This is a genomic window from Geodermatophilus sp. SYSU D01105, assembly GCF_054050095.1.
In genome coordinates this window covers 17970-37139 of the sequence record NZ_JBJGYR010000023.1, presented here as the reverse complement: position 1 = coordinate 37139, position 19170 = coordinate 17970, and the positions used below count along the sequence as shown (strand labels likewise).

At 73.7% G+C, this 19170-nt stretch carries 19 protein-coding genes; 13 read left to right on the top strand and 6 right to left on the bottom strand.

The genetic code is table 11. The features are described 5' to 3' along the window. The first annotated feature begins 14 nt into the window (after positions 1 to 14). Genes ACI79I_RS19885 through ACI79I_RS19855 form a run of 7 tightly spaced genes read left to right on the top strand, consistent with a single transcriptional unit; the run spans position 15 to position 5602 of the window. Entirely contained in the window at positions 15 to 167 is a 153-nt protein-coding gene (locus tag ACI79I_RS19885) for a hypothetical protein (RefSeq protein WP_456994039.1), read from the top strand. 9 nt (positions 168 to 176) lie between these two features. Continuing rightward, positions 177 to 497, top strand: a complete 321-nt coding sequence (locus ACI79I_RS19880) for a redoxin domain-containing protein (RefSeq protein ID WP_456994073.1) — start codon at positions 177 to 179, stop codon at positions 495 to 497. Between the two features lie 33 nt (positions 498 to 530). Next, positions 531 to 1418 carry an NAD(P)-dependent oxidoreductase gene (locus tag ACI79I_RS19875; RefSeq protein WP_456994038.1) on the top strand — a complete coding sequence of 296 codons (888 nt, stop codon included), beginning with the start codon at positions 531 to 533 and terminating at the stop codon, positions 1416 to 1418. Beyond that, positions 1415 to 1885: a GlcG/HbpS family heme-binding protein gene (locus tag ACI79I_RS19870; RefSeq protein WP_456994037.1), complete on the top strand. Its 471-nt coding sequence runs from the start codon at positions 1415 to 1417 to the stop codon at positions 1883 to 1885. Before ACI79I_RS19875 ends, ACI79I_RS19870 begins: the two co-directional genes overlap by 4 nt. After that, positions 1882 to 2748: an FAD binding domain-containing protein gene (locus tag ACI79I_RS19865; protein WP_456994036.1), complete on the top strand. Its 867-nt coding sequence runs from the start codon at positions 1882 to 1884 to the stop codon at positions 2746 to 2748. The genes ACI79I_RS19870 and ACI79I_RS19865 overlap by 4 nt, the downstream gene beginning before the upstream one ends. Then, positions 2745 to 3260, top strand: coding sequence for a (2Fe-2S)-binding protein (locus tag ACI79I_RS19860; RefSeq protein WP_456994035.1), 516 nt, complete (start codon positions 2745 to 2747; stop codon positions 3258 to 3260). The genes ACI79I_RS19865 and ACI79I_RS19860 overlap by 4 nt, the downstream gene beginning before the upstream one ends. Continuing rightward, positions 3257 to 5602, top strand: coding sequence for a xanthine dehydrogenase family protein molybdopterin-binding subunit (locus ACI79I_RS19855; RefSeq protein WP_456994034.1), 2346 nt, complete (start codon positions 3257 to 3259; stop codon positions 5600 to 5602). Before ACI79I_RS19860 ends, ACI79I_RS19855 begins: the two co-directional genes overlap by 4 nt. Before the next feature lie 38 nt (positions 5603 to 5640). Here ACI79I_RS19855 and ACI79I_RS19850 read toward each other — a convergent pair whose 3' ends face one another. From ACI79I_RS19850 to ACI79I_RS19830, 5 genes are all read right to left on the bottom strand, one after another. Further along, the gene (locus ACI79I_RS19850) at positions 5641 to 6741 is read right to left on the bottom strand and encodes a LacI family DNA-binding transcriptional regulator (RefSeq protein ID WP_456994033.1); all 1101 of its coding nucleotides are present in this window, start codon (positions 6739 to 6741) and stop codon (positions 5641 to 5643) included. Between the two features lie 239 nt (positions 6742 to 6980). Further along, positions 6981 to 7745 carry an ABC transporter ATP-binding protein gene (locus tag ACI79I_RS19845; protein WP_456946425.1) on the bottom strand — a complete coding sequence of 255 codons (765 nt, stop codon included), beginning with the start codon at positions 7743 to 7745 and terminating at the stop codon, positions 6981 to 6983. 85 nt (positions 7746 to 7830) lie between these two features. Then, positions 7831 to 8649 carry an ABC transporter permease gene (locus tag ACI79I_RS19840; protein WP_456994032.1) on the bottom strand — a complete coding sequence of 273 codons (819 nt, stop codon included), beginning with the start codon at positions 8647 to 8649 and terminating at the stop codon, positions 7831 to 7833. Beyond that, positions 8646 to 9500 (bottom strand): ABC transporter permease, encoded by an 855-nt coding sequence (locus tag ACI79I_RS19835; RefSeq protein WP_456946423.1) that lies wholly within the window; start codon positions 9498 to 9500, stop codon positions 8646 to 8648. Before ACI79I_RS19835 ends, ACI79I_RS19840 begins: the two co-directional genes overlap by 4 nt. A 30-nt stretch (positions 9501 to 9530) precedes the next feature. Continuing rightward, entirely contained in the window at positions 9531 to 10607 is a 1077-nt protein-coding gene (locus tag ACI79I_RS19830; RefSeq protein WP_456994031.1) for an ABC transporter substrate-binding protein, read from the bottom strand. Positions 10608 to 11011: 404 nt separating this feature from the next. Between ACI79I_RS19830 and hisD the strand changes: the two genes are divergently transcribed. From hisD to ACI79I_RS19805, 5 genes are all read left to right on the top strand, one after another. Continuing rightward, a complete protein-coding gene (gene hisD, locus ACI79I_RS19825; RefSeq protein ID WP_456994029.1) occupies positions 11012 to 12331 on the top strand; it encodes a histidinol dehydrogenase in 1320 nt (439 codons plus the stop codon). 28 nt (positions 12332 to 12359) lie between these two features. Continuing rightward, a complete protein-coding gene (locus ACI79I_RS19820; protein WP_456994028.1) occupies positions 12360 to 13361 on the top strand; it encodes an amidohydrolase family protein in 1002 nt (333 codons plus the stop codon). Positions 13362 to 13369: 8 nt separating this feature from the next. Further along, positions 13370 to 14359 carry a Gfo/Idh/MocA family protein gene (locus ACI79I_RS19815; protein WP_456994027.1) on the top strand — a complete coding sequence of 330 codons (990 nt, stop codon included), beginning with the start codon at positions 13370 to 13372 and terminating at the stop codon, positions 14357 to 14359. 223 nt (positions 14360 to 14582) lie between these two features. After that, positions 14583 to 15269 (top strand): cyclase family protein, encoded by a 687-nt coding sequence (locus tag ACI79I_RS19810; RefSeq protein WP_456994026.1) that lies wholly within the window; start codon positions 14583 to 14585, stop codon positions 15267 to 15269. Continuing rightward, positions 15266 to 16147, top strand: coding sequence for an NAD(P)-dependent oxidoreductase (locus ACI79I_RS19805; protein ID WP_456994025.1), 882 nt, complete (start codon positions 15266 to 15268; stop codon positions 16145 to 16147). Before ACI79I_RS19810 ends, ACI79I_RS19805 begins: the two co-directional genes overlap by 4 nt. 63 nt (positions 16148 to 16210) lie before the next feature. Here ACI79I_RS19805 and ACI79I_RS19800 read toward each other — a convergent pair whose 3' ends face one another. Then, positions 16211 to 17353, bottom strand: coding sequence for a DUF3500 domain-containing protein (locus ACI79I_RS19800; RefSeq protein WP_456994024.1), 1143 nt, complete (start codon positions 17351 to 17353; stop codon positions 16211 to 16213). A gap of 173 nt (positions 17354 to 17526) precedes the next feature. On the opposite strand from ACI79I_RS19800, the gene cimA reads away from it, so the two are divergent. Then, positions 17527 to 19137: a citramalate synthase gene (cimA, locus tag ACI79I_RS19795; RefSeq protein WP_456994023.1), complete on the top strand. Its 1611-nt coding sequence runs from the start codon at positions 17527 to 17529 to the stop codon at positions 19135 to 19137. Positions 19138 to 19170 lie beyond the last annotated feature (33 nt).

The window sequence follows — 19170 nt, the reverse complement described above, 5'->3', positions numbered from 1 at the left end:
GTGAGGAGGACCCGGTGCCCGCACCACCGCCCGCCGTCGACGTCGGTGACCGCGCGCCGGCGTTCCGGCTCCGGCACACCTTCGACGACGACGTCGACCTGGCCGAGCGGCTCCAGCACGGCCCCGTCGTCCTGCTCTTCTACGTCTTCGACTTCGGCAGCGTCTAGACGGCCGAGCTGTCCCAGTTGGGACACCGGGCCGGGGAGATCCGCGCGCTGGGTGCCGACGTCCTCGCGGTCGCCGTCACCGCGACGTTCTCGCAGCAGGCCTTCGCCCGCTCCCTGGGCGTGGACTTCCCGCTGCTGTCGGACTGGGACCGCACCGTGTGTGCCGACTACGGGGTGCGCTACGACGTGTGGAAGGGGCATGCCGGCCTGGCGAAGCGGTCGGTCTTCGTCATCGACCGCGACGGGGTGGTCCGGTACCGCTGGGTCACCGACGACGCCCTCGTCCTCCCGGACCTCGACGCGGTCGTGGCGGCGCTCCGGGAGCCGTGAGGTGGCCGCGACCGGCCGGCACGGGGAGCCCGGATGACGACCGTGGGGATGGTGGGGCTCGGGATCATGGGCTCGGCGATGGCCGGCCACCTCCTGGCCCGCGGCCACGCCGTCGTGGGGTACGACGTCGACCCGGGCCGGGTGCGGGACCTGGTCGCGGCCGGCGGCACCGCCGCGGCCTCGGCCGGCGAGGTGGCCGCCGCGGCGGACCTGGTCCTCACCTCGCTGCCCACGGCGGACGCCGCCCGGGAGGTGGTCGCCGAGCTGGCGGACGCCGGCCGCGCGGGGCTGGTGGTCGCGGAGACCTCCACGCTGCCCCACGAGGTCAAGGAGGCGTGCCGCCGCCGGCTCGCCGACGCCGGGGGCGTGCTCCTGGACTGCCCGCTGAGCGGCACCGGCGCGCAAGCCCTCGAGCGGGACGTGGTCGTCCTCGGCAGCGGCGACGAGGCGGGGTTCGAGCGGATCCGCCCGGTCCTGGAGGCCGTCGCCCGCTCCGTGCGGTACCTGGGGCCCTTCGGTTCCGGCTCGACGATGAAGCTGGTCGCCAACCTGCTGGTGGCCGTGCACAACGCCGCGACGGCCGAGGCGTTCGCGCTCGGCGAGGCCGCCGGGCTGGACCCGCAGCAGCTCTACGACACCATCCGGGACGGCGCGGGCAACTCGGTGGTCTTCGAGAAGCGTGGCCGGCTGATGGTCGACCGGACCTACGAGCCGGCTACGGCGAAGGTCTCCATGTTCGTCAAGGACGTCGGCGTCATCGCCGAGTTCGCCGACCGGCTGGGCCTGGACACCCCCGTGCTGGCCGCCGTCCGCCCGCTCTACGACCGCGCCGTCGAGCTCGGGCTGGCCTCCGCGGACGCGGCGGCGCTGCTCGAGGTGCTGGGCGCGGGCAGCGACCGATCGAGGGAGGAACGCCGATGATCACGCTGGAGCAGGCCGAGGTGGTCGCCGCGGCGACGCTGGCGCACGGGCGGTCGATGGGCGCCGCACCGCTGACCGTCGCCGTCCTGGACGCCGGGGGGCACCTGGTCACCCTCAAGCGCGAGGACGGCTCGGGGATCCTGCGCCCCCAGATCGCCACGGCGAAGGCCTACGGCGCTCTCGGGATGGGGCTCAGCTCGCGGGAACTCGGGGTGCGCGCCGAGCGGCAGCCGGTGTTCTTCACGGCGCTGGCCGCCGTCGCCGACGGCCGGTTCGCGCCCGCAGCGGGCGGTGTCCTGCTGCGCACGCCCGACGGCCGGGTCGTGGGTGCGGTGGGGGTCAGCGGCGACGTCTCCGACGTCGACGAGGTCTGCGCGCTCGCCGGGGTGACGGCGTCGGGGCTGCTCTCCGACCCCGCGGCGCCCGGGGACGGGGTGTCCGCGCCGCCCGCCGGCAGCGGCCGGTGAAGGCCGCGCCCTTCGACCACGTGCGCGCCGGGTCCGTGGCCGACGCGCTGGCCGCGCTGGGCTCGGCCGAGGACGCGCGCGTCCTGGCCGGCGGCCAGAGCCTGGTGCCGGTCATGGCACTGCGCCTGGCCACCCCCGCCCTGCTGGTGGACATCACCCGGTGCCCGGAGCTGCGCGGCTCCCGCCGGGAGGACGGCGTCCTGAGCGTCGGCGCCGCGGTGACCGACCGCGAGCTCGAGCGGGACCCGGAGGTGGCTGCCGCCCACCCGCTGCTGGTCGCCACCCTCGGACTCGTCGCGCACCCGGAGATCCGGGCGCGCGGCACGCTGTGCGGGTCGCTGGCCCACGCCGACCCGGCGGCCGAGCTGCCCGCGCTGCTGCTGGCCACCGACGGCGAGGTGGAGGTCGACGGTCCCGCCGGCCGGCGCCGGGTGGCCGCGGCCGACTTCCTCACCGGGCCGTTCAGCACCGCGCTCGACGAGGGGGAGATGGTCGTCGCCGCGCGGTTGCCGCTGCCCGCGCCGCGGTCGGTGTGGACCGTGGACGAGGTCTCCCGCAGGCGCGGCGACTTCGCCCTCGCCGGCGTGGTGTGCGGGGTCGAGCGCGACGAGGGCGGCCACTGCTCGCGCACCCGGGTGGTGCTCTTCGGCGTGGCCGGGACGCCGGTCCGGTCGACCGGCGCGGAGGCGGTGCTCGCAGGCGAGGTGCCGACCTCCGCCGTCCTCGATGCGGCGGCCGCCGCCGCGTTCGACGGCGTGGACGTGCTCGGCGACGAGGTGCACGCCTCGGCCGACTACCGGCAGGAGGCCGGCCGGGCGCTGGTCCGGCGGGCGCTGGCCGCCGTCACGGGGGAGGCGGCGTGACCGCGGGAGGGGGCGTGCACGGGCAACCGGTCCGCGTGCGGCTGGAGGTGAACGGCCGGCGCGAGTCGGGGTCGGCGGAGCCGCGGACGACGCTGGCCGACTTCCTGCGCGGCGAGCTCGGCCTCACCGGCACCCACGTCGGCTGCGAGCAGGGCGTGTGCGGGGCGTGCACCGTGATCCTCGACGGGGTCGCCGTCCGCAGCTGCCTGGTCTTCGCCGTGCAGGCCGACGGGTGCGCGGTGGAGACCGTGGAGGGTCTCGGCGGGCAGGAGATGCACCCGCTGCAGCGCGCCTTCTGGGAGCGGTCCGCGGTGCAGTGCGGGTTCTGCACCCCCGGGCTGCTGATGACGGCGCTGGCGGCGCTGCGCGAGCGGCCGGACTGGGATCGCGCGGCGCTGCGCGAGCGCCTCGGCGGCAACCTGTGCCGCTGCACCGGCTACCAGACGATCGTCGACGCAGTCCTCGCGGCCGCGGCGGAGCTGCCGGCCGACGGCGGGGGAGCGGACCGGTGAGCGGGCCCCGGTACGTCGGGCAGCGGGTGCGCCGCAGCGAGGACCCGCGGCTGCTGGCCGGGCGCGGGCGGTTCGTCGACGACGTCGACGAACCCCGGCAGGCGGTCGTGGCCTTCGTCCGGTCGCCGATCGCCTCGGGCCGGATCGTCGCGGTCGACACCTCCGCGGCCGAGGCCGCCCCCGGGGTGGTGGCGGTGCTGACCGCGGCCGACCTGGCCCCGTACTGCCCGGGCTGGCGCGGGCTGCTCTCCTGGCCGGGCATGGTCGCCGGGGAGCAGACGGCGCTGGCCACCGGCGTCGTCCGGCACGTGGGGGAGCCGGTCGTGCTGGTGGCGGCGGGCAGCCGCGCCGAGGCCGAGGACGCTGCCGAGCTCGTCGTGGTCGACTACGAGGAGCTGCCCGCGGTGCTCGACCCGCTCGCCGCGCTCGAGCCGGGCAGCCCGCTGGTGCACGAGGACCTCGGGACCAACCTCTGCTTCGCCGCCCCGTTCGGCACCGGCGACGTCGACGCGGCCTTCGCCGGCGCCGCGGCGGTCGTCGAGGTGCAGGTGCAGACCGGCCGGCACACCGCCGTCGCCCTCGAGACGCGGGGGGTGCTCGCCTCCTTCGACCGGGACGAGCGCACGCTCACCGTGCGCGTGTCGACGCAGGCGCCGCAGATGCTGCAGACCCTGTACGCCCGGCTGCTGAGCCTGCCGGAGAACGCCGTCCGGGTCATCACCGAGCACGTCGGCGGCGCGTTCGGCATGAAGGCGTTCGTCTACCCCGACGAGATGGCGGTGGTGACCGCCGCCGTGGTCCTCGGCCGGCCGCTGAAGTGGACGCAGGACCGGTTCGAGTCGCTGCAGTCCGACACCCAGGCCCGGGACGAGCGGGTCACCGCCGCCCTCGCCGTGGACGCGGACGGCCACATCCTGGGGCTGCGCTCCGAGGTGGTCTCCGATGCCGGGGCCTACTCGATGTACCCGCGGGGCTGCGTCACCGAGGGCGTCCAGGTCGCGACGATCATGCCCGGGCCCTACCGGGTGCCGGCCTACGCCTCCTCGCTGCGCGTCGTCTTCACCCACAAGACCCCGCTCGCGGTCTACCGGGCGGTCGGCCACCCGCCGGCGATCCTGGTCATGGAGCTGCTCGTCGACGAGGCGGCGCGGGAGCTGGGGCTGACCGCCGACGAGATCCGCCGGCGCAACCTGCTGCGCCCCGACGATCTGCCCTACACCTCGCCCACCGGGAACGTCTACGACTCCGGGTCGCACCTGGAGTCGCTGGAGCGGGCCGTCGCGATGGTGGCCGACGGGGTCGAGGAGCGCCGCAGGGACGCCGAGCGGCGCGGCTGCCTGCTCGGCGTGGGCTTCTCCTCCTTCGTCGAGCTCTCCGCGCCCGGGGCGATGTTCTACGGCGCGAAGGGCGCGCCGATCACCGCGCACGACCAGGTCGAGGTCACCGTCCAGCCCGACGGGTCGGTGACCGTGCTGCTCGGCACGCCCGGCCAGGGCCAGGGGCTGCACACGACGGCCGCGCAGGTGGTGGCCGACGGCCTCGGCGTCCGCCTGGAGGACGTCCGGGTGGTCTCCGGCGACACCCGCGTGGTGCCGCACGGCAGCGGCGTCTGGGCCAGCCGGTCGGCCGTCGTCTCGGTCGGTGCCGCGCACGCCGCGGCCGTGGAGGTGCGCCGGCGGCTGCTGGTCCTCGCCGGGCACGTCATGGAGGCCGACCCGGACGACCTGGAGCTCGTGGACGGCGTCGTCGGCGTCCGCGGCGTCCCGGCCACCGGGACGCCGGTCAGCGAGGTCGCCGCCGTGGCGTACTGGGGCACCCACCGGCTGCCGGCGGACGTCGAGGTGGGGCTGGGCGCGGTCGGCTCGTACTCCGGTCCGCCGTACACCTTCAACAACGGCACGCACGTCGCTGTCGTGGAGGTGGAGCGCGGGACCGGCCTGGTCCGGGTCGTCGACTACGCGGTGGTCGAGGACTGCGGCGTGCTGGTCAACCCCGACGTCGTCGACGGCCAGATCCGCGGCGGCATCGCCCAGGGCCTGGGTGGGGCGCTGCTCGAGCGGGTGGTCCACGACCCGATCGGCCAGCCGCTGACCTCGACCCTGCTCGACTACCTGCTGCCGACCGCGGGGGACCTGCCCGACATCCGCATCGAGCACATCGAGACCCCCGCGCCCACGACGACCCTGGGCACGAAGGGGGTCGGGGAGGCCGGCACCGCGGGGGCACCGGCGGCGCTGCACTGCGCGGTCAACGACGCGCTCGCCCGGGCCGGTGGTGCGCGGGTCTGGTCCCAGCCGATCCGCCCGGAGGAGGTCCTGGCGGCGCTCGCGGCGGCCCGCTGAGGTGGTGGGGCCGCCGGCCAGGGGCCGCTCGGGCCGGCTCAGCCGTTGCTCGGGCGGTCCACCGTGGCCCGCCGCACCAGGCTGGTGGCGAAGACCTGCTCGCGGCCGGGACCGAGCTCCCCGGGGTGCTCGATCCGCTCGGCCAGCATCCGGGCCGCCGCGCGGGCCATGTCGCCGATCGGCTGGCGGAGGGTGGTCAGCTGGAAGACCTCCCACGCCGCCATCGGGATGTCGTCGAACCCCAGGATCGACACGTCGTCGGGGACCCGGACGCCGAGCGAGAGGGCCGCGTCGATCGCGCCGAAGGCCACGACGTCGTTGCCGCAGACGATGGCGGTCGGCGGCTCGGGCAGCCGCAGCAGGTCCCGGGTGTGCTGGTAGCCGCTCTGGTGGGAGTAGGTGCCCTCGCGGACCAGGGCGGGGTCCAGGCGCGCCCCGGCTCCGGCGAGCGCCTCGGTCAGGCCGGCCCGGCGGTCCCGGCTGGTGGAGGTGTTCGACGGACCGCTGATGAGCGCGATGCGGCGGTGGCCGAGGTCGAGCAGGTGCCGGCCCCCGACGACCGCGCCGCCGTGGTTGTCGCTGATCACCCGGTCGACGTCCAGGCCGTCGATGTACCGGTTGAGCAGCACCGTCGGCAGCCCCCGGCGCTGCAGCTCGACCGCGACCCGGGAGCCCAGCGTCGCGGTGGTGACCAGCACCCCGTCGATGGAGCGGTCGAGCAGCCGCTGCAGGGTCTCCTGGCCGGAGAGGACGTCGGTCCGCTCGGTGAGGAGCACCACGCGGTAGCCCAGCAGCTGCAGCTCGTCGTAGACGGGGGTGAGCAGCGAGGGGAAGAACGGGTTGGTCAGGTCGGAGACGACGACCGCGACGGTGCGGGTCGACCGGGAGACCAGGCTGCTGGCCAGCGAGTTGGGCACGTAACCCAGCCGCCGGGCCGCCTGGTCCACCTTGCGCCGCGTCTCCTCCCGCACCCGCGGGTCGCCCCGCAGCGCCCGGGAGACCGTCGACTGGGAGACGCCGGCCGCGCGGGCGACGGTCCAGCTGGTGGGCGGGGTGTCCTGCGTCCGCCGGTCCCGGGGACCGGCCCCGGGCAGCGGGGTGGGGTCGTCGGGCGCGATCGCCGAGGACTCGGCGCTCACCGGTCGCTCCCGTCCGGACGGGGTGCGCCCGCGGCCGGGCCGGTGCAGGCGGTGGACATGGCTTCCCCCTCGGGTCGTGCGGGTGACGAGTGGCCGGACGCCGTCGGGCGTCGTGGCGGGACCGTCCGGCGCACCGCACGGTGTGGGACCCCTGGTGCCGCGGCGGCTCCGGGCGTCCCGGCGGGTGTCGCGCCGCCGCCCGGTGGCGGCGCGACACCCGCCGGCGTCCGGGACGCGGCTCAGGTGGCCGCGGCCACCTGCGGCGTCAGCGCCTTCATGTTCTCCAGCCGCGCGAGGACCTGGGCCTGCAGGGTCGCCACCGCGGGGTCGGACTGACGGCGGGGGTGGGGCAGGTCGACGGTGATCTCCTCGAAGATCCGGCCACCGGGCTGCAGCACGATGATCCGGTCGGAGAGCTCGACGGCCTCCACGACGTCGTGGGTCACGAACACGACGGTCTTCTTGGTCCGGGCCCAGATGTCCTGCAGCTGGGCCCGGAGCTCGCGGGCGGTGATCGCGTCCAGGTGGCTGAACGGCTCATCCATGATCAGCAGGTCGGGCTCGACCGCGAACGCCCGGGCGATGCCGACGCGCTGCTGCATGCCGCCGGAGAGCTGGCCGGGGTAGAAGTCCGCGTGCTTGGCGAGGCCCACCATCTCCAGGTACTTGTCGACCCGGCGCCTGGTCTCCTCGTCGTCCTTGTCCTGGACGTAGAGCATGTTCTGGCGGACGGTGCGCCAGGGGAGCAGCCGCGCGTCCTGGAACACGTAGCCGAGCCGCGCGGGCCTGCCCTCGTCGCTGGTGAGCTGGAGCTCCCCCGACGTGTGCGGCTCCACGCCGGAGATGATGTTGAGCAGGGTGCTCTTGCCGGAGCCGGAGGGCCCGACGATCGAGACGAACGTCTGCCCGCGGACGTCGAAGTTGATGTGGTCCAGCACCCGGTTGCTGCGTGCGGTGCCGGCGCCGAAGGTCTTGCAGAGGTCCTTCACTGCCAGGACGGCCATGGTCGTGCCTCTCGCATGTCGTTGCGTGTGGGAGGAGGAGGAGGAGGAGGGGGTGGTGCCGCGCGCCGCGGCACCACCCCGTGGCTCAGTGCGCCGCGTCCCGCCAGCGGAACGCCCGCCGGGACAGCCGCTCGAAGATGAGCTGGTCGAGGACGATGATCACGCCCACGAAGAGCACGACCCACGCGGCGAAGCCGGCGAACTGGTTGGCGTCGTACCAGTAGCGGGCCCGGTAACCGGCGCCGCCGGAGCCGCCGAACCACTCGGCCAGCAGCACGCCGTTCCAGCCCATGATCACGACGAACCGGATACCGGCCATGACGTAGCCCATGACCGCGGGCAGGACCAGCTCCCGGACCCGCCGGCCGACCGGGACGCCGTAGGAGGACGACATGTCGCGCAGGTCCCGGGACACCCCGAAGACGCCCTGCGCCACGTTGACGATCATGAACGGCACCGCGGTCAGGAACGTGGTGACGATCGGCGAGGTGTGCCCGAAGCCGAACCACATGACGGTGAGGAAGGCCCACATGATGGCGGGGATGGAGAGGGCGACCATGACGGGGCTCTCCAGGAACGCCCGCGCCATCGGCGACAGCCCCATCAGCACCCCCACGAGGACGCCGACGACGATCGACAGGGCCACGCCGACCCCGAACCGGTAGAAGGTGTCGGCGAAGTTGCCGAAGACCTCCCCGCGGCGGAACTCCTCGATCAGCGAGTCGACGACCGAGGCGGGCCCCGGGATCCGCTCGAACAGCGCGGCGAGCACGAGCCAGAGCACGAACGCGGCCACGTAGAACGTGATGCGCGCCGCCCGGTCGGAGAGGAGCCGACGACGCCACGTCGGGCGGGGCCGTGCGACCTCCTGCGAGGACGTGTGCGGGGCCAGGGTGTCGGTCACTTCGCGGCCCTCTCTTCCGGTCGCCAGGCGAGGAGACGGTTCTCCAGCTTGCGGAGCACCAGCCGCTCGATGATCAGCATGAAGACGATGAACAGGGCCATCCAGGCGATGACGCCGGTGATGTTGAACAACTGGTACTCGCTGCGGATCTGGAAGCCCACGCCGTTCGTGCCGCCGAAGACCTCGGTGAGGGCCTCGACCTTCCAAGCCACCGCGAAGGACATGCGGACCGCCGCGAAGACGTACGGCACGATCGTCGGGACGAAGACCTCCCGGCGGATCTGCCGGGGGGAGCGCCCGAACGCCTGGCTCATCTTCACCAGGGACTGGTCGACCCCCCGGATGCCCTCCGCCACGTTGATGGCGACGTAGGGCGTGGACACCAGGGCGACGGCGAGGACCGGGCCGAGGTTGGAGAGGCCGAAGATGATCAGCGAGAGGACGGCGTAGGTGAGCGCCGGGATGGTGCCGGCGACGGTCACGCCGTCGTGGAAGAACGCCCGCCAGTAGTTGTAGCGGCCCATCAGGTACCCGACGGGCGCACCGATCAGGACGGCGACGCCGAAGCCGGCGAAGGTCTTCAGGACGCTGGCCAGGAAGTCCGACACGAGGGCACCGCTGGCGACGATGTCCCACATCTCGACGGACACCTCGAGCGGGTTCGGCAGGGTGCCGAACGGGAGGTAGTACGCGGCCACCTGCCAGATGAGCAGCAGGGCCGCCCACCCGGCGACGAGGAGGGCGAGGCGCTTGCGCTTGTTGCGCGCCGACGCCTTGCGGGCGAGCGCCTCGCCCTCCTGCCAGGTGACCGCGGGCGCCACAGGCGGTTCCGTGATCACGGGGTTGGTCATGGAGTGGTCCCCTCGGGAGGTGTGGCCGGGTCAGGACGTCGGCTGGAGGGTCGTGAAGCTGGGCTCCTCGGCGTCTTCCTCGACGAAGCCGGTCTCCCGCATCAGGTCGAAGACCTCCTGCTCGCCCTGGACCCACTCGTCGTCGAGGAACGTGGTGGGCACGAACCAGTCGAACCGGTTGTCGAGCCAGTCCTGCAGGAACGCCATCTCCTCGGGCGTCCGGACCGCGAAGTCCTCGGGGTAGGCGGCGATGATCTCGTCGCGGTGCTGCTGCCACTCCTGGATGCCGCGGTCCCACAGGGAGATGAGGAAGGTCGCCTCGTCCTTGTTCTTCTCCACCCACGACTCGCGGGCGACGAAGACGTTGGTCTGCGGGTGGGTCACGTCGTCGGGGTTGCTGCCGTAGTTCTCGGCCCACATCTGCGCCGCCGACTTGGCGTCGTACAGCGGCGTGATCTGGTTGGTCGACAGCTCGGGGATGGCGAAGTCCGGCAGGCACAGGCAGGCGTCGGCGTCGCCGCGCGCCACCAGGCTGGCCAGGTTCTGGATGTCGGTGACGACCAGCTCGAAGTCACCGCCGCCGGCCTGGAGGTCCAGGTCGCACATCTCCTTGGCGTACATCCCCCAGATCAGCGTGATGCTGACCGCGGTGAACGTCGCGATGCGCTGGCCCTTGAGGTCGCAGATGGTCTGCGCGGGGTTGCCGGCCTGGACGGCCAGGATGCTGCGGTCGGTGTTGTAGGCCCCGAAGACGGTGGCCGGCTCGCCGGTCGCCTCCGCCAGCTCGGGGACCTCGTAGGTCGCGGCGGAGATGACGTCGGCGTGGCCACCGGCGTAGACGCCGAACTCGTCCCAGGACGACGAGGTGAGCACCTGGACGCCGGCTGCCTCCTCCATCTCCTGCTTGATGCCCTGGTCCTCGAGCCACTTCCAGACCGGATCGGGGGCCATGACCATGTTCACGACGCCGTTGGCGTCCTGCGCCTCGCCAGCGGCCTGACCGGATCCGCCGCCGGAGGCGCAGGCCGTGGCGGTGACCGCCAGCGCGGCCACGCCGGCCACCAGGCGCAGCTTCCCGGCCCGGGTGCCGCCTGCTCTGTTCCCCATGGGTTCCTGCCTTCTGGTCGGGGACGCGTCGCGCGTCCGTCGCACGGGTGCCGCCTCGTGGTGCTGCCGGCGAGGGACCGCCGGCCGGTGGAGCTCGGGCCACCGGCCGGGGGAGCGGACCGGAGTGTGACCGAGACCACGTATACGGGCAGGAACTGTGCACGGCACGGTGTGCATACGTCAAGCACTCGTGGATCAGCGCCATCAGCCAGGCCGGGTCCGGGATCGGCGGGAGAGCCGGTGCCCGACCGGCCCGACCGCCCGCGTCACCTGTCTGACCTCTGGGTTCCGGTGCGGAGGTGTCGCGGGCGGGGTCGCCGGACCGCCTCTCCGCCCGTGCGTCGCTTGACATGACTAGGTATGCACAACACGATGCAGGCCCCGACGTGACCTGGAGCACACCGATGATCAGGCAGCTGAAGAAGAGGGCCTCCGACGGCGTCCCGCGGCAGGGGTCGCCCGAGGTGGCCGAGGTGGTGGCGCGCGTCATCGCCGACGTCCGCGACCGGGGCGACGAGGCGGTCCGCGAGTACTCCGAGCGGTTCGACTCCTGGTCCCCCGAGGACTTCCGGCTCGGCCCCGAGGAGATCGCGCGCATCGTCGCCGGCGTCGACCGCGGGGTCGTCGAGGACCTGCAGACGGTCCAGGCCAACGTCGCGGAGTTCGCGCGGCACCAGCTGGACTCCATGCGCGAGTTCGAGGTGGAGACCCAGCCCGGGGTCTTCCTCGGGCAGAAGCACCTGCCGATCGCGGCGACCGGCGCCTACGTCCCCGGTGGCCGGTACCCGCTGACGGCCTCGGCCCACATGACCGTGGTCACGGCGAAGGTCGCCGGCGTCGAGCGGGTGACCGCCTGCACGCCGCCCATCCGCGGGCAGGTCCCCGCGGCCACCGTCGCCGCCATGCACCTGGCCGGGGCCGACGAGATCTTCCTCCTGGGCGGGGTCCAGGCCGTCGCCGCGATGGCCATCGGGACCGAGACGATCGGCAAGGTCGACCTGCTGGCCGGCCCGGGCAACGCCTACGTCGCCGAGGCCAAGCGGCAGCTGTTCGGCGAGGTCGGCATCGACCTGTTCGCCGGTCCCACCGAGATCCTCGTGGTCGCCGACGAGAGCGCCGACCCGTTCGTCGTCGCCGTCGACCTGCTCAGCCAGGCCGAGCACGGCCCGGACTCACCGGCGGTCCTCATCACCACGTCCGAGGACCTCGCGCGCGAGGCCATGGCGCACGTCGAGCGGCTGCTCCCCGGCATGCCGACCAGCGACATGGCCGGGCCGGCGTGGCGGGACCACGGTCAGGTGCTCGTCGTGGACGACATCGACGAGGCCTTCGGGCTGGCCGACGTGTTCGCCAGCGAGCACGTCCAGATCCTGACCGAGGAGCCGCGCCGGGCCCTGGAGGGGATGCGCAACTACGGTGCCCTGTTCCTCGGGGAGGGGACCTGCGTCTCCTACGGGGACAAGGTCATCGGCACCAACCACGTCCTCCCCACGCGCGGGGCGGCCCGGTACACCGGCGGCCTCTGGGTGGGCAAGTACCTCCGGACGGTGACCTACCAGGAGGTCACCGACCGTGCGGCCAGCGCCGCCCTGGGCGAGCTGTGCGGCCGGGCGGCGCGGATCGAGCTCTTCGAGGGCCACGCCCGCTCCGGTGACGTCCGCGCGGCCAAGTACGCCGGGGCCGAGCTGCCCTGGGCACCCGACGTCTACGCCCCCGTCAACTGACCGACGCACCCCCGACCGAGAGGACCCCATGTCCGGCCGCACCGTCGACATCCACGCCCACGTGTTCACCCCGGCGTGTCAGGAGCTCGTCAAGGGCCTGATGGAGCCGCAGTACGAACCGTTCTCGTACTGGGCAGGGGCGGAGACCAACGAGTACCAGCCCAAGCACACCGCCGAGATCATGCCCAAGCTGACCGACGTCGACGTCCGGCTGGCCGACATGGACGCCATGGGCATCGACGTCCAGGCCATCTCGGTGGCGCCGCCGCAGTACTACTACTGGACCGACGTCGAGCTCGGCCGGACGCTCGCCCGGATGCAGAACGAGAACCTGGCCTCGATCGTGGCCGACCACCCCGACCGGTTCGTCGGGCTGGCCACGGTCCCGCTGCAGGACGTCTCGTCGGCGGTGGAGGAGCTCGAGCACTGCGTCCGCGAGTACGGCTTCCGCGGCGTGGAGATCAACACCAACGTCTTCGGTCTCGACCTCGACGACCAGCGGTTCCGGCGCTTCTTCGCCAAGGCCGAGGAGCTCGACGTCGTCGTCCTGCTGCACCCGAACGGCTTCACCCACGGTGAGCGGCTGCAGAAGTACTACATGACCAACGTGATCGGGAACCCGCTGGACACCACGGTGGCGATCAACCGGATCATCCACGGCGGCGTCCTCGAGGAGCACCCGGCGCTCAAGCTCTGCCTGGTGCACGGCGGCGGCTTCCTGCCCTTCTACTCCTCCCGGATCGACCACTCCTACGAGCTGCGCCCCGAGGGCCGGCACCACATCACCCGGCCCCCGAGCACCTACCTCAAGCAGGTCTACGTCGACTGCCTGGTGTTCGACTCCGTCCACCTGGAGTTCCTCGTCCAGCAGATGGGGGCCGACCACGTCGTCATCGGCACCGACTACCCCTTCGACATGGGCCACTACGACCCGCTGGGGCAGATCGACGGGGTCCGGGGCCTCAGCGACGAGGACCGCAACCTCATCCGCAGCGCGACCGCGGCCAAGCTGCTCAAGCTGGACGGCTGAGGCCCGCCGTGGACGTCGCCGTCATCGGGCTGGGCTGGTGGGGACAGAAGGTCCTCGACGAGCTGGCCGGCAGCGCGACCGTCCGGCCGGTGCTGGGGGTCGACCCCGAGCCGGCCGGGCGGGAGCGCGCAGCGGCGCGGGGGCTGGCGACGACGGCCGACCTCGCCGAGGCGCTGGCCGACCCCGCGATCGAGGCCGTGGTCCTGTGCTCGCCGCACCGGTTCCACTCCGCGCAGATCGTGGCCGCGGCCGAGGCCGGCAAGCACGTGTTCTGCGAGAAGCCCTTCAGCACCACCGTGGCCGACGCCGACGTGGCCCTCGCCGCCGTCGCGGCGGCCGGTGTGCAGCTGGGCGTCGGCCACGAGCGGCGCTTCGAGCCGCCGGTGGTCGAACTCCAGGCGCGGTGCCGCGCCGGCGAGCTGGGCACGCCGCTGGTGTTCGAGGGCAACTTCAGCCAGGACAAGTTCCTCGCCCTGCCCCCGGACAACTGGCGGCTGTCGAGCGTGGAGGCGCCCGTGGGCCCGTTGTCGGCGACCGGCATCCACCTCGTGGACCTCGCCGTCGGGCTGCTCGGTGAGCCGGTGGAGGTGTGGGCGCGCCTGGCCACCCGCGCCACGTCGTTCGGCAACGGCGACACCCTCTCGGTGACCCTGGGCTTCGCCAGCGGGGCCACCGCGAGCATCACCGCCATCCTCACCACGCCCTTCATCGGGCGGATCTGCCTGCTCGGCTCGGAGGGGTGGATGGAGATCCGCGACCGCGCCCACCCGGAGTCACCGGCCGGCTGGGACGTCACCACCCGCCACCGGGACAGCGAGCCGACCACCCGGTTCGTCCCGCCCAGCCCCGCCGTCCGCGACAACCTCGAGCGCTTCGCCGCCGCCGTCGCGGGCACCGCCGAGTACCCGATCCCCCCGGCCGAGGTCCGCGCCACCGTGCGCGCCTTCGAGGCGATCACCCGGTCAGCGCTCAGCGGGGCGGTCGAGCGGGTCCAGTGACGGTCGCCGGACCCGGGGCGGACGCCGCGCCGCCTCGGGTCCGGCGACGAACGACCGGCCGGCGGGGTGTGGCCGGACACATGGCGGACCGGTGGGCCGCCCGAGACCATGCCCTGTCCCACCGCTGCACCACCGCTGCACCACCGCTGCACCACCGCTGCACCACCGCTGCACCACCGCAAGGGCCATCCCCAGTGCCCATCCCCAGTGCCGAGGAGAGCGCATGCAGATCATCGACCTGTCCCAGGACATCTACGAGGGGATGAAGGTCTACCCCGGTCACCTGAAGACCGTGCAGTTCGAGCACGCCACGCACGAGGAGACCGCCCCACGGTTCGAGGGCGGCTTCTCGTTCCAGACGACCGGTTTCATCCTCAACGACAACGGGCCCACCCACGTGGACTCCTTCTCGCACCTGGACCCGGCGCCCGGCGCGGAGACCATCGACCAGATGCCGCTGGAGCTGTTCTACGGCCCGGCCGTGTGCCTGGACGTCACCGGCTTCGAGCCCCAGACCGACATCACCGCCGAGGACCTCGACCGCATCGAGTCGGAGTCCCCGGTGGAGGTGCAGCGCGGGGACATCGTGCTGTTCCACACGGCGACCTGGAACCGCTTCGTCGGCGACAAGCGCTACCTGACCGACTTCGCGGGGCTGGGCGAGTCGGCGGCGGAGTGGATCGTCCGGCGCGGCGTCAAGACCTTCGGCGTGGACAGCCCCACCCCGGACAACCCGGCCAGCAAGACCTACCCGGTCCACATGATGTGCCGCCGGGAACACATCACCCACTACGAGAACCTGGCCAACCTCGACCAGGTGGTGAACCGCCGGTTCACCTTCGTCGGGTTCCCGCTCAAGGTCCGCGGGGCGCACGGCGGCCCCACCCGCGCGGTGGCCCTGGTCGAGTGACCGAGCCGCAGGGCAGCCCGGTCGTCGCCGTCCTCGGCACCGGCACCATGGGTGCCGGGATGGTGCGGTCGCTGGTCCGCGCGGGGATCCCCGTGCGGATGTGGAACCGCGACGGCAGCAAGGCGCGGGCCCTGGCCGGCCCGGGGGCCGAGGCACTCGGTTCCCCGGCCGAGGCCGCCGACGGCGCCGACGTCGTGCTGACCATGCTGTTCGACGCCGGGGCGGCGGTCGACGCGGTCCGCCGGGCCGCGCCGGCCGCCGGCACCCTGTGGCTGCAGTGCTCGACCGTGGGCATCGAGGACGTCGACCGGCTCCAGGCCGTGGCCCGCGAGCTCGGTGTGGTGCTGGTCGACTGCCCCGTCCAGGGCACCCGCAAGCCGGCCGAGGAGGGCGCGCTGGTCCTGCTCGCCTCCGGTCCGGACGACGCGCGCGACCGGCTGGCGCCGGTGTTCGAGGCGCTGGGCCGCAGGACGCTGTGGGTGGGGGAGGCGGGCGCCGGGACCCGCCTCAAGCTCACCTGCAACGCCTGGGTGCTGACCCTCGTCGCCGGCGTCGCGCAGTCGGTGGCCCTGGCCCAGGGGCTGGGGCTCGACCCGCGGGACTTCTTCCGGGTCCTCGAGGGAGGGCACCTGGACGCCCCCTTCGCCCGGGTCAAGGGCGCGGCGATGATCGAGCGCGACTACGCGGTGTCCTTCGCCCTCCCCGGAGCGACGAAGGACGCCCGGCTCATCCGGTCCGCGCTGGGGACGGCCGGGGTCTCCGACCGGCTGGCCGCGGCCGTCCTGGCATCGCTGGAGACGGCGGCCGACCGCGTCGACGACCCGGGCTCGGTCGACATGGCCGCGCTGATCGAGGGGCTGCCCGTCGAGCCCCGGTGACGCGCCGGGGCCGGGCGCGGGTCGGTGGTGACACCGGCCGGCGCCCGCGCCCTGCGCCGGTGCTCAGTGGTGCCGGCGGCGGTGCTCGGCGAGCACGTCGAGCCCGAAGTCGGCCTGCGGGTCCCGCCAGACCGAGTGCGCGTGGTTGGCCCCCCGGGCGGTGTTGTCCCACTCCACCAGCAGCCGGGGGGCCTGCAGCCGGTAGTAGTGCGGCTGTCCGGGCTCGAGCGGGCCCGCCCACGCCACGTGCACGCGGTCGAGGTCGACCTCCGGCGCCAGCCCGTCGGGCACCCGGCCGACGTAGGCGCCGAGCAGGGTCTGCAGCAGGGCCCGCTGCTCGCGGTCGAGCTCGGTCGCCGGCAGGCCCCTCGGCTCGGCGGTCAGGGCCAGCCGGCGGTGGTCGGCGGCGTCGAAGCCGCTGGCGGCCTCGGCGCCCTCCGCCATGCGGGTGACCCGGTCGAGCAGGCGCGGCTCGGTGAACCGCTGCCGCCAGATGTCGGGCAGCTGCAGCATCTCGTCGCCCTCCCCGATCCGGGGGCGGTTGGCGCCGACGATGTCCGAGGGGGCCCGGTCGAGCAGCACCGCGGCCTCCCGCAGGTCCGCCGGGAGCGACCGGACCAGCTCCCGCGCCAGGTCCTCGGCCGTGCCCAGCGGCCGCAGGTCGGCGCTGCCGAGCAGCGGCGCGGACGCGGGGTCGGCACCCAGGAAGCACGGGGTCACCGACCGGACGCTCCCGTCGACGACGAGGTTGTTCAGCGACACGTGGTGGCCGCCGAACCGCCACCCCCACGGCCGGTCGCCGCCGGGGGTACCGAAGACGCGCAGGTAGTACAGCCCGGGGTCGCGACCGCGCTCCCGGCCCCAGTCGACCGACCAGCCCTCCAGGTGGTCGAGCACGTTCTCCCAGCCGATGACGGTGGAGACCGTGACGTACCCCGCGGTGGACAGGCCGCTGGCGACCAGCCGCATGGCCAGCTGCTGCTGCGCGGGGCGCTGCCGGCCCAGCGGGAGGCCGCCGTGGTCGGTGGGGGTGTAGTACCAGCGCAGCCGCTCGGCCTCGGCCGCCTCGTCGTCGGGGCCGGGCCAGGAGGCGAGCTCCCGCTGGTCGGGGTCCAGCGTGTCGAGCCACGCCGTGGCGGCCTCGGCCATCGCCTCGGCCACCTCGCGGGCCGCCGTCCCCGCCGCCGTCTCACCGGTCGTCGTCATGCCCCGAGACCGTAGGACCTGCCGGGGCGGCGTGGTTTACTCGTCGTGATGCACCCCACCGGCCTGCTCATTATCCCGTAGCGCGCAGTCACCTCTCGACCGCGCGCAGACCTCCCGTTCCCGGGGGGTCTTTTTCGTGTTCGGGCCGTTGCCGACCAGCCCCCGGAGAACCGATGACCCTCCACGCCGCCCCCGCCACGGACTTCCACGTCTTCGACACGACCCTGCGCGACGGCGCGCAGCGCGAGGGGGTGAGCTACTCCGTCGCCGACAAGCTGGCCGTCGCCCGGCTGCTCGACGAGATCGGGGTGGGGTTCATCGAGGGCGGGTGGCCCGGCGCGCTGCCCAAGGACACCGAGTTCTTCGCTCGTGCCCGCACCGAGCTCAAGCTCCGCCACGCCCAGCTGGTGGCCTTCGGCGCGACCCGCAAGGCCGGGGTCCGCGTGGCGGACGACCCGCAGGTCCGTGCCCTGCTCGACGCCGAGACGCCGGTCGTCTGCCTGGTCGCCAAGTCCGACGTCCGGCACGTCCGCGAGGCGCTGCGGACGACGCTCGAGGAGAACCTGGCGATGGTGCGCGACACCGTCGAGTTCTTCGTCGGCCACGGCCGGCGGGTGTTCCTCGACTGCGAGCACTTCTTCGACGGCTACCGGGCCGACCCGGACTACGGCGTCCGCGTGCTGGAGGCCGCGTTCGGGGCCGGCGCCGAGGTCGGGGTCATGTGCGACACCAACGGCGGGATGCTGCCGATGGACGTCGGGCGGGTCGTCGCCGAGGTCCGGTCGCGGGTCAGCGGCCGGCTCGGCATCCACTGCCAGGACGACACCGGCTGCGCGGTGGCCAACAGCCTGGCCGCGGTGGAGGCCGGCGTCACGCACGTGCAGGGGACGGCGAACGGCTACGGCGAGCGGGCCGGCAACGCCGACACCTTCGTCCTCATCGCGAACCTGGTGACGAAGATGGGCCTGCCGGTGGTGCCGGCCGAGTGCCTGCCGGAGCTGCAGCGGGTCAGCCACGCGATCGCCGAGCTGGCCAACATCGCCCCCGACGACCACCAGCCCTACGTCGGCGCCTCGGCCTTCGCGCACAAGGCCGGTCTGCACGCCAGCGCGATCAAGGTCAGCCCCGAGCTGTACAACCACCTCGACCCGGGCGTCGTCGGCAACGACATGCGCATCCTGGTGACCGAGATGGCCGGCCGCGCGTCGGTGGAGCTCAAGGGCCGCGAGCTCGGCGTCGACCTCGACGGCCACCCCGACGCGATCGCCCGGGTCGTCGACCAGGTCAAGGTGCTCGAGGCCGACGGCTGGTCGTTCGAGGCGGCCGACGCCTCCTTCGAGCTGCTGCTGCGCGCCCAGCTGCCCGACGCCCCCGCGCCGCTGTTCGAGCTGGAGAGCTACAAGACCTCGGTCGAGCACTGGGGGAACGGCGTCGTGGTCAGCGAGGCCACCGTCAAGGTGCACGTCGACGGGGAGCGGATCATCAGCACCGGCGAGGGCAACGGCCCGGTCAACGCCCTCGACAACGCGCTGCGGCAGGCGCTGGTGAGCCGCTACCCGCAGCTGGCCGGCGTCTCGCTCGCCGACTACAAGGTCCGCATCCTCGGCTGGAAGGGCGGCACCAGCGCCACCACGCGGGTGCTCATCGACAGCACCGACGGGGTGGGGGAGTGGACCACCGTCGGCGTGCACGACAACATCGTCGAGGCGTCCTGGCACGCGCTGGTCGACGCGCTCACCTACGCCGTCCGCCACCGGGCCCCGGTGCGCGCCGGGCAGGGCTGACCGGCACCGGGCGATGACCAGGTGACCTGGTCG

What these genes read in the sequence shown, in the direction of transcription:
- ACI79I_RS19810 (WP_456994026.1), top strand. Translation starts at nt 14,583, where the DNA reads ATGCAGATCATCGACCTGTCCCAGGACATCTACGAGGGGATGAAGGTC.
- ACI79I_RS19820 (WP_456994028.1), top strand. Translation starts at nt 12,360, where the DNA reads ATGTCCGGCCGCACCGTCGACATCCACGCCCACGTGTTCACCCCGGCG.
- cimA (WP_456994023.1), top strand. Translation starts at nt 17,527, where the DNA reads ATGACCCTCCACGCCGCCCCCGCCACGGACTTCCACGTCTTCGACACG.
- ACI79I_RS19835 (WP_456946423.1), bottom strand. Translation starts at nt 9,500, where the DNA reads ATGACCAACCCCGTGATCACGGAACCGCCTGTGGCGCCCGCGGTCACC.
- ACI79I_RS19845 (WP_456946425.1), bottom strand. Translation starts at nt 7,745, where the DNA reads ATGGCCGTCCTGGCAGTGAAGGACCTCTGCAAGACCTTCGGCGCCGGC.
- ACI79I_RS19870 (WP_456994037.1), top strand. Translation starts at nt 1,415, where the DNA reads ATGATCACGCTGGAGCAGGCCGAGGTGGTCGCCGCGGCGACGCTGGCG.
- ACI79I_RS19830 (WP_456994031.1), bottom strand. Translation starts at nt 10,607, where the DNA reads ATGGGGAACAGAGCAGGCGGCACCCGGGCCGGGAAGCTGCGCCTGGTG.
- ACI79I_RS19800 (WP_456994024.1), bottom strand. Translation starts at nt 17,353, where the DNA reads ATGACGACGACCGGTGAGACGGCGGCGGGGACGGCGGCCCGCGAGGTG.
- hisD (WP_456994029.1), top strand. Translation starts at nt 11,012, where the DNA reads ATGATCAGGCAGCTGAAGAAGAGGGCCTCCGACGGCGTCCCGCGGCAG.
- ACI79I_RS19875 (WP_456994038.1), top strand. Translation starts at nt 531, where the DNA reads ATGACGACCGTGGGGATGGTGGGGCTCGGGATCATGGGCTCGGCGATG.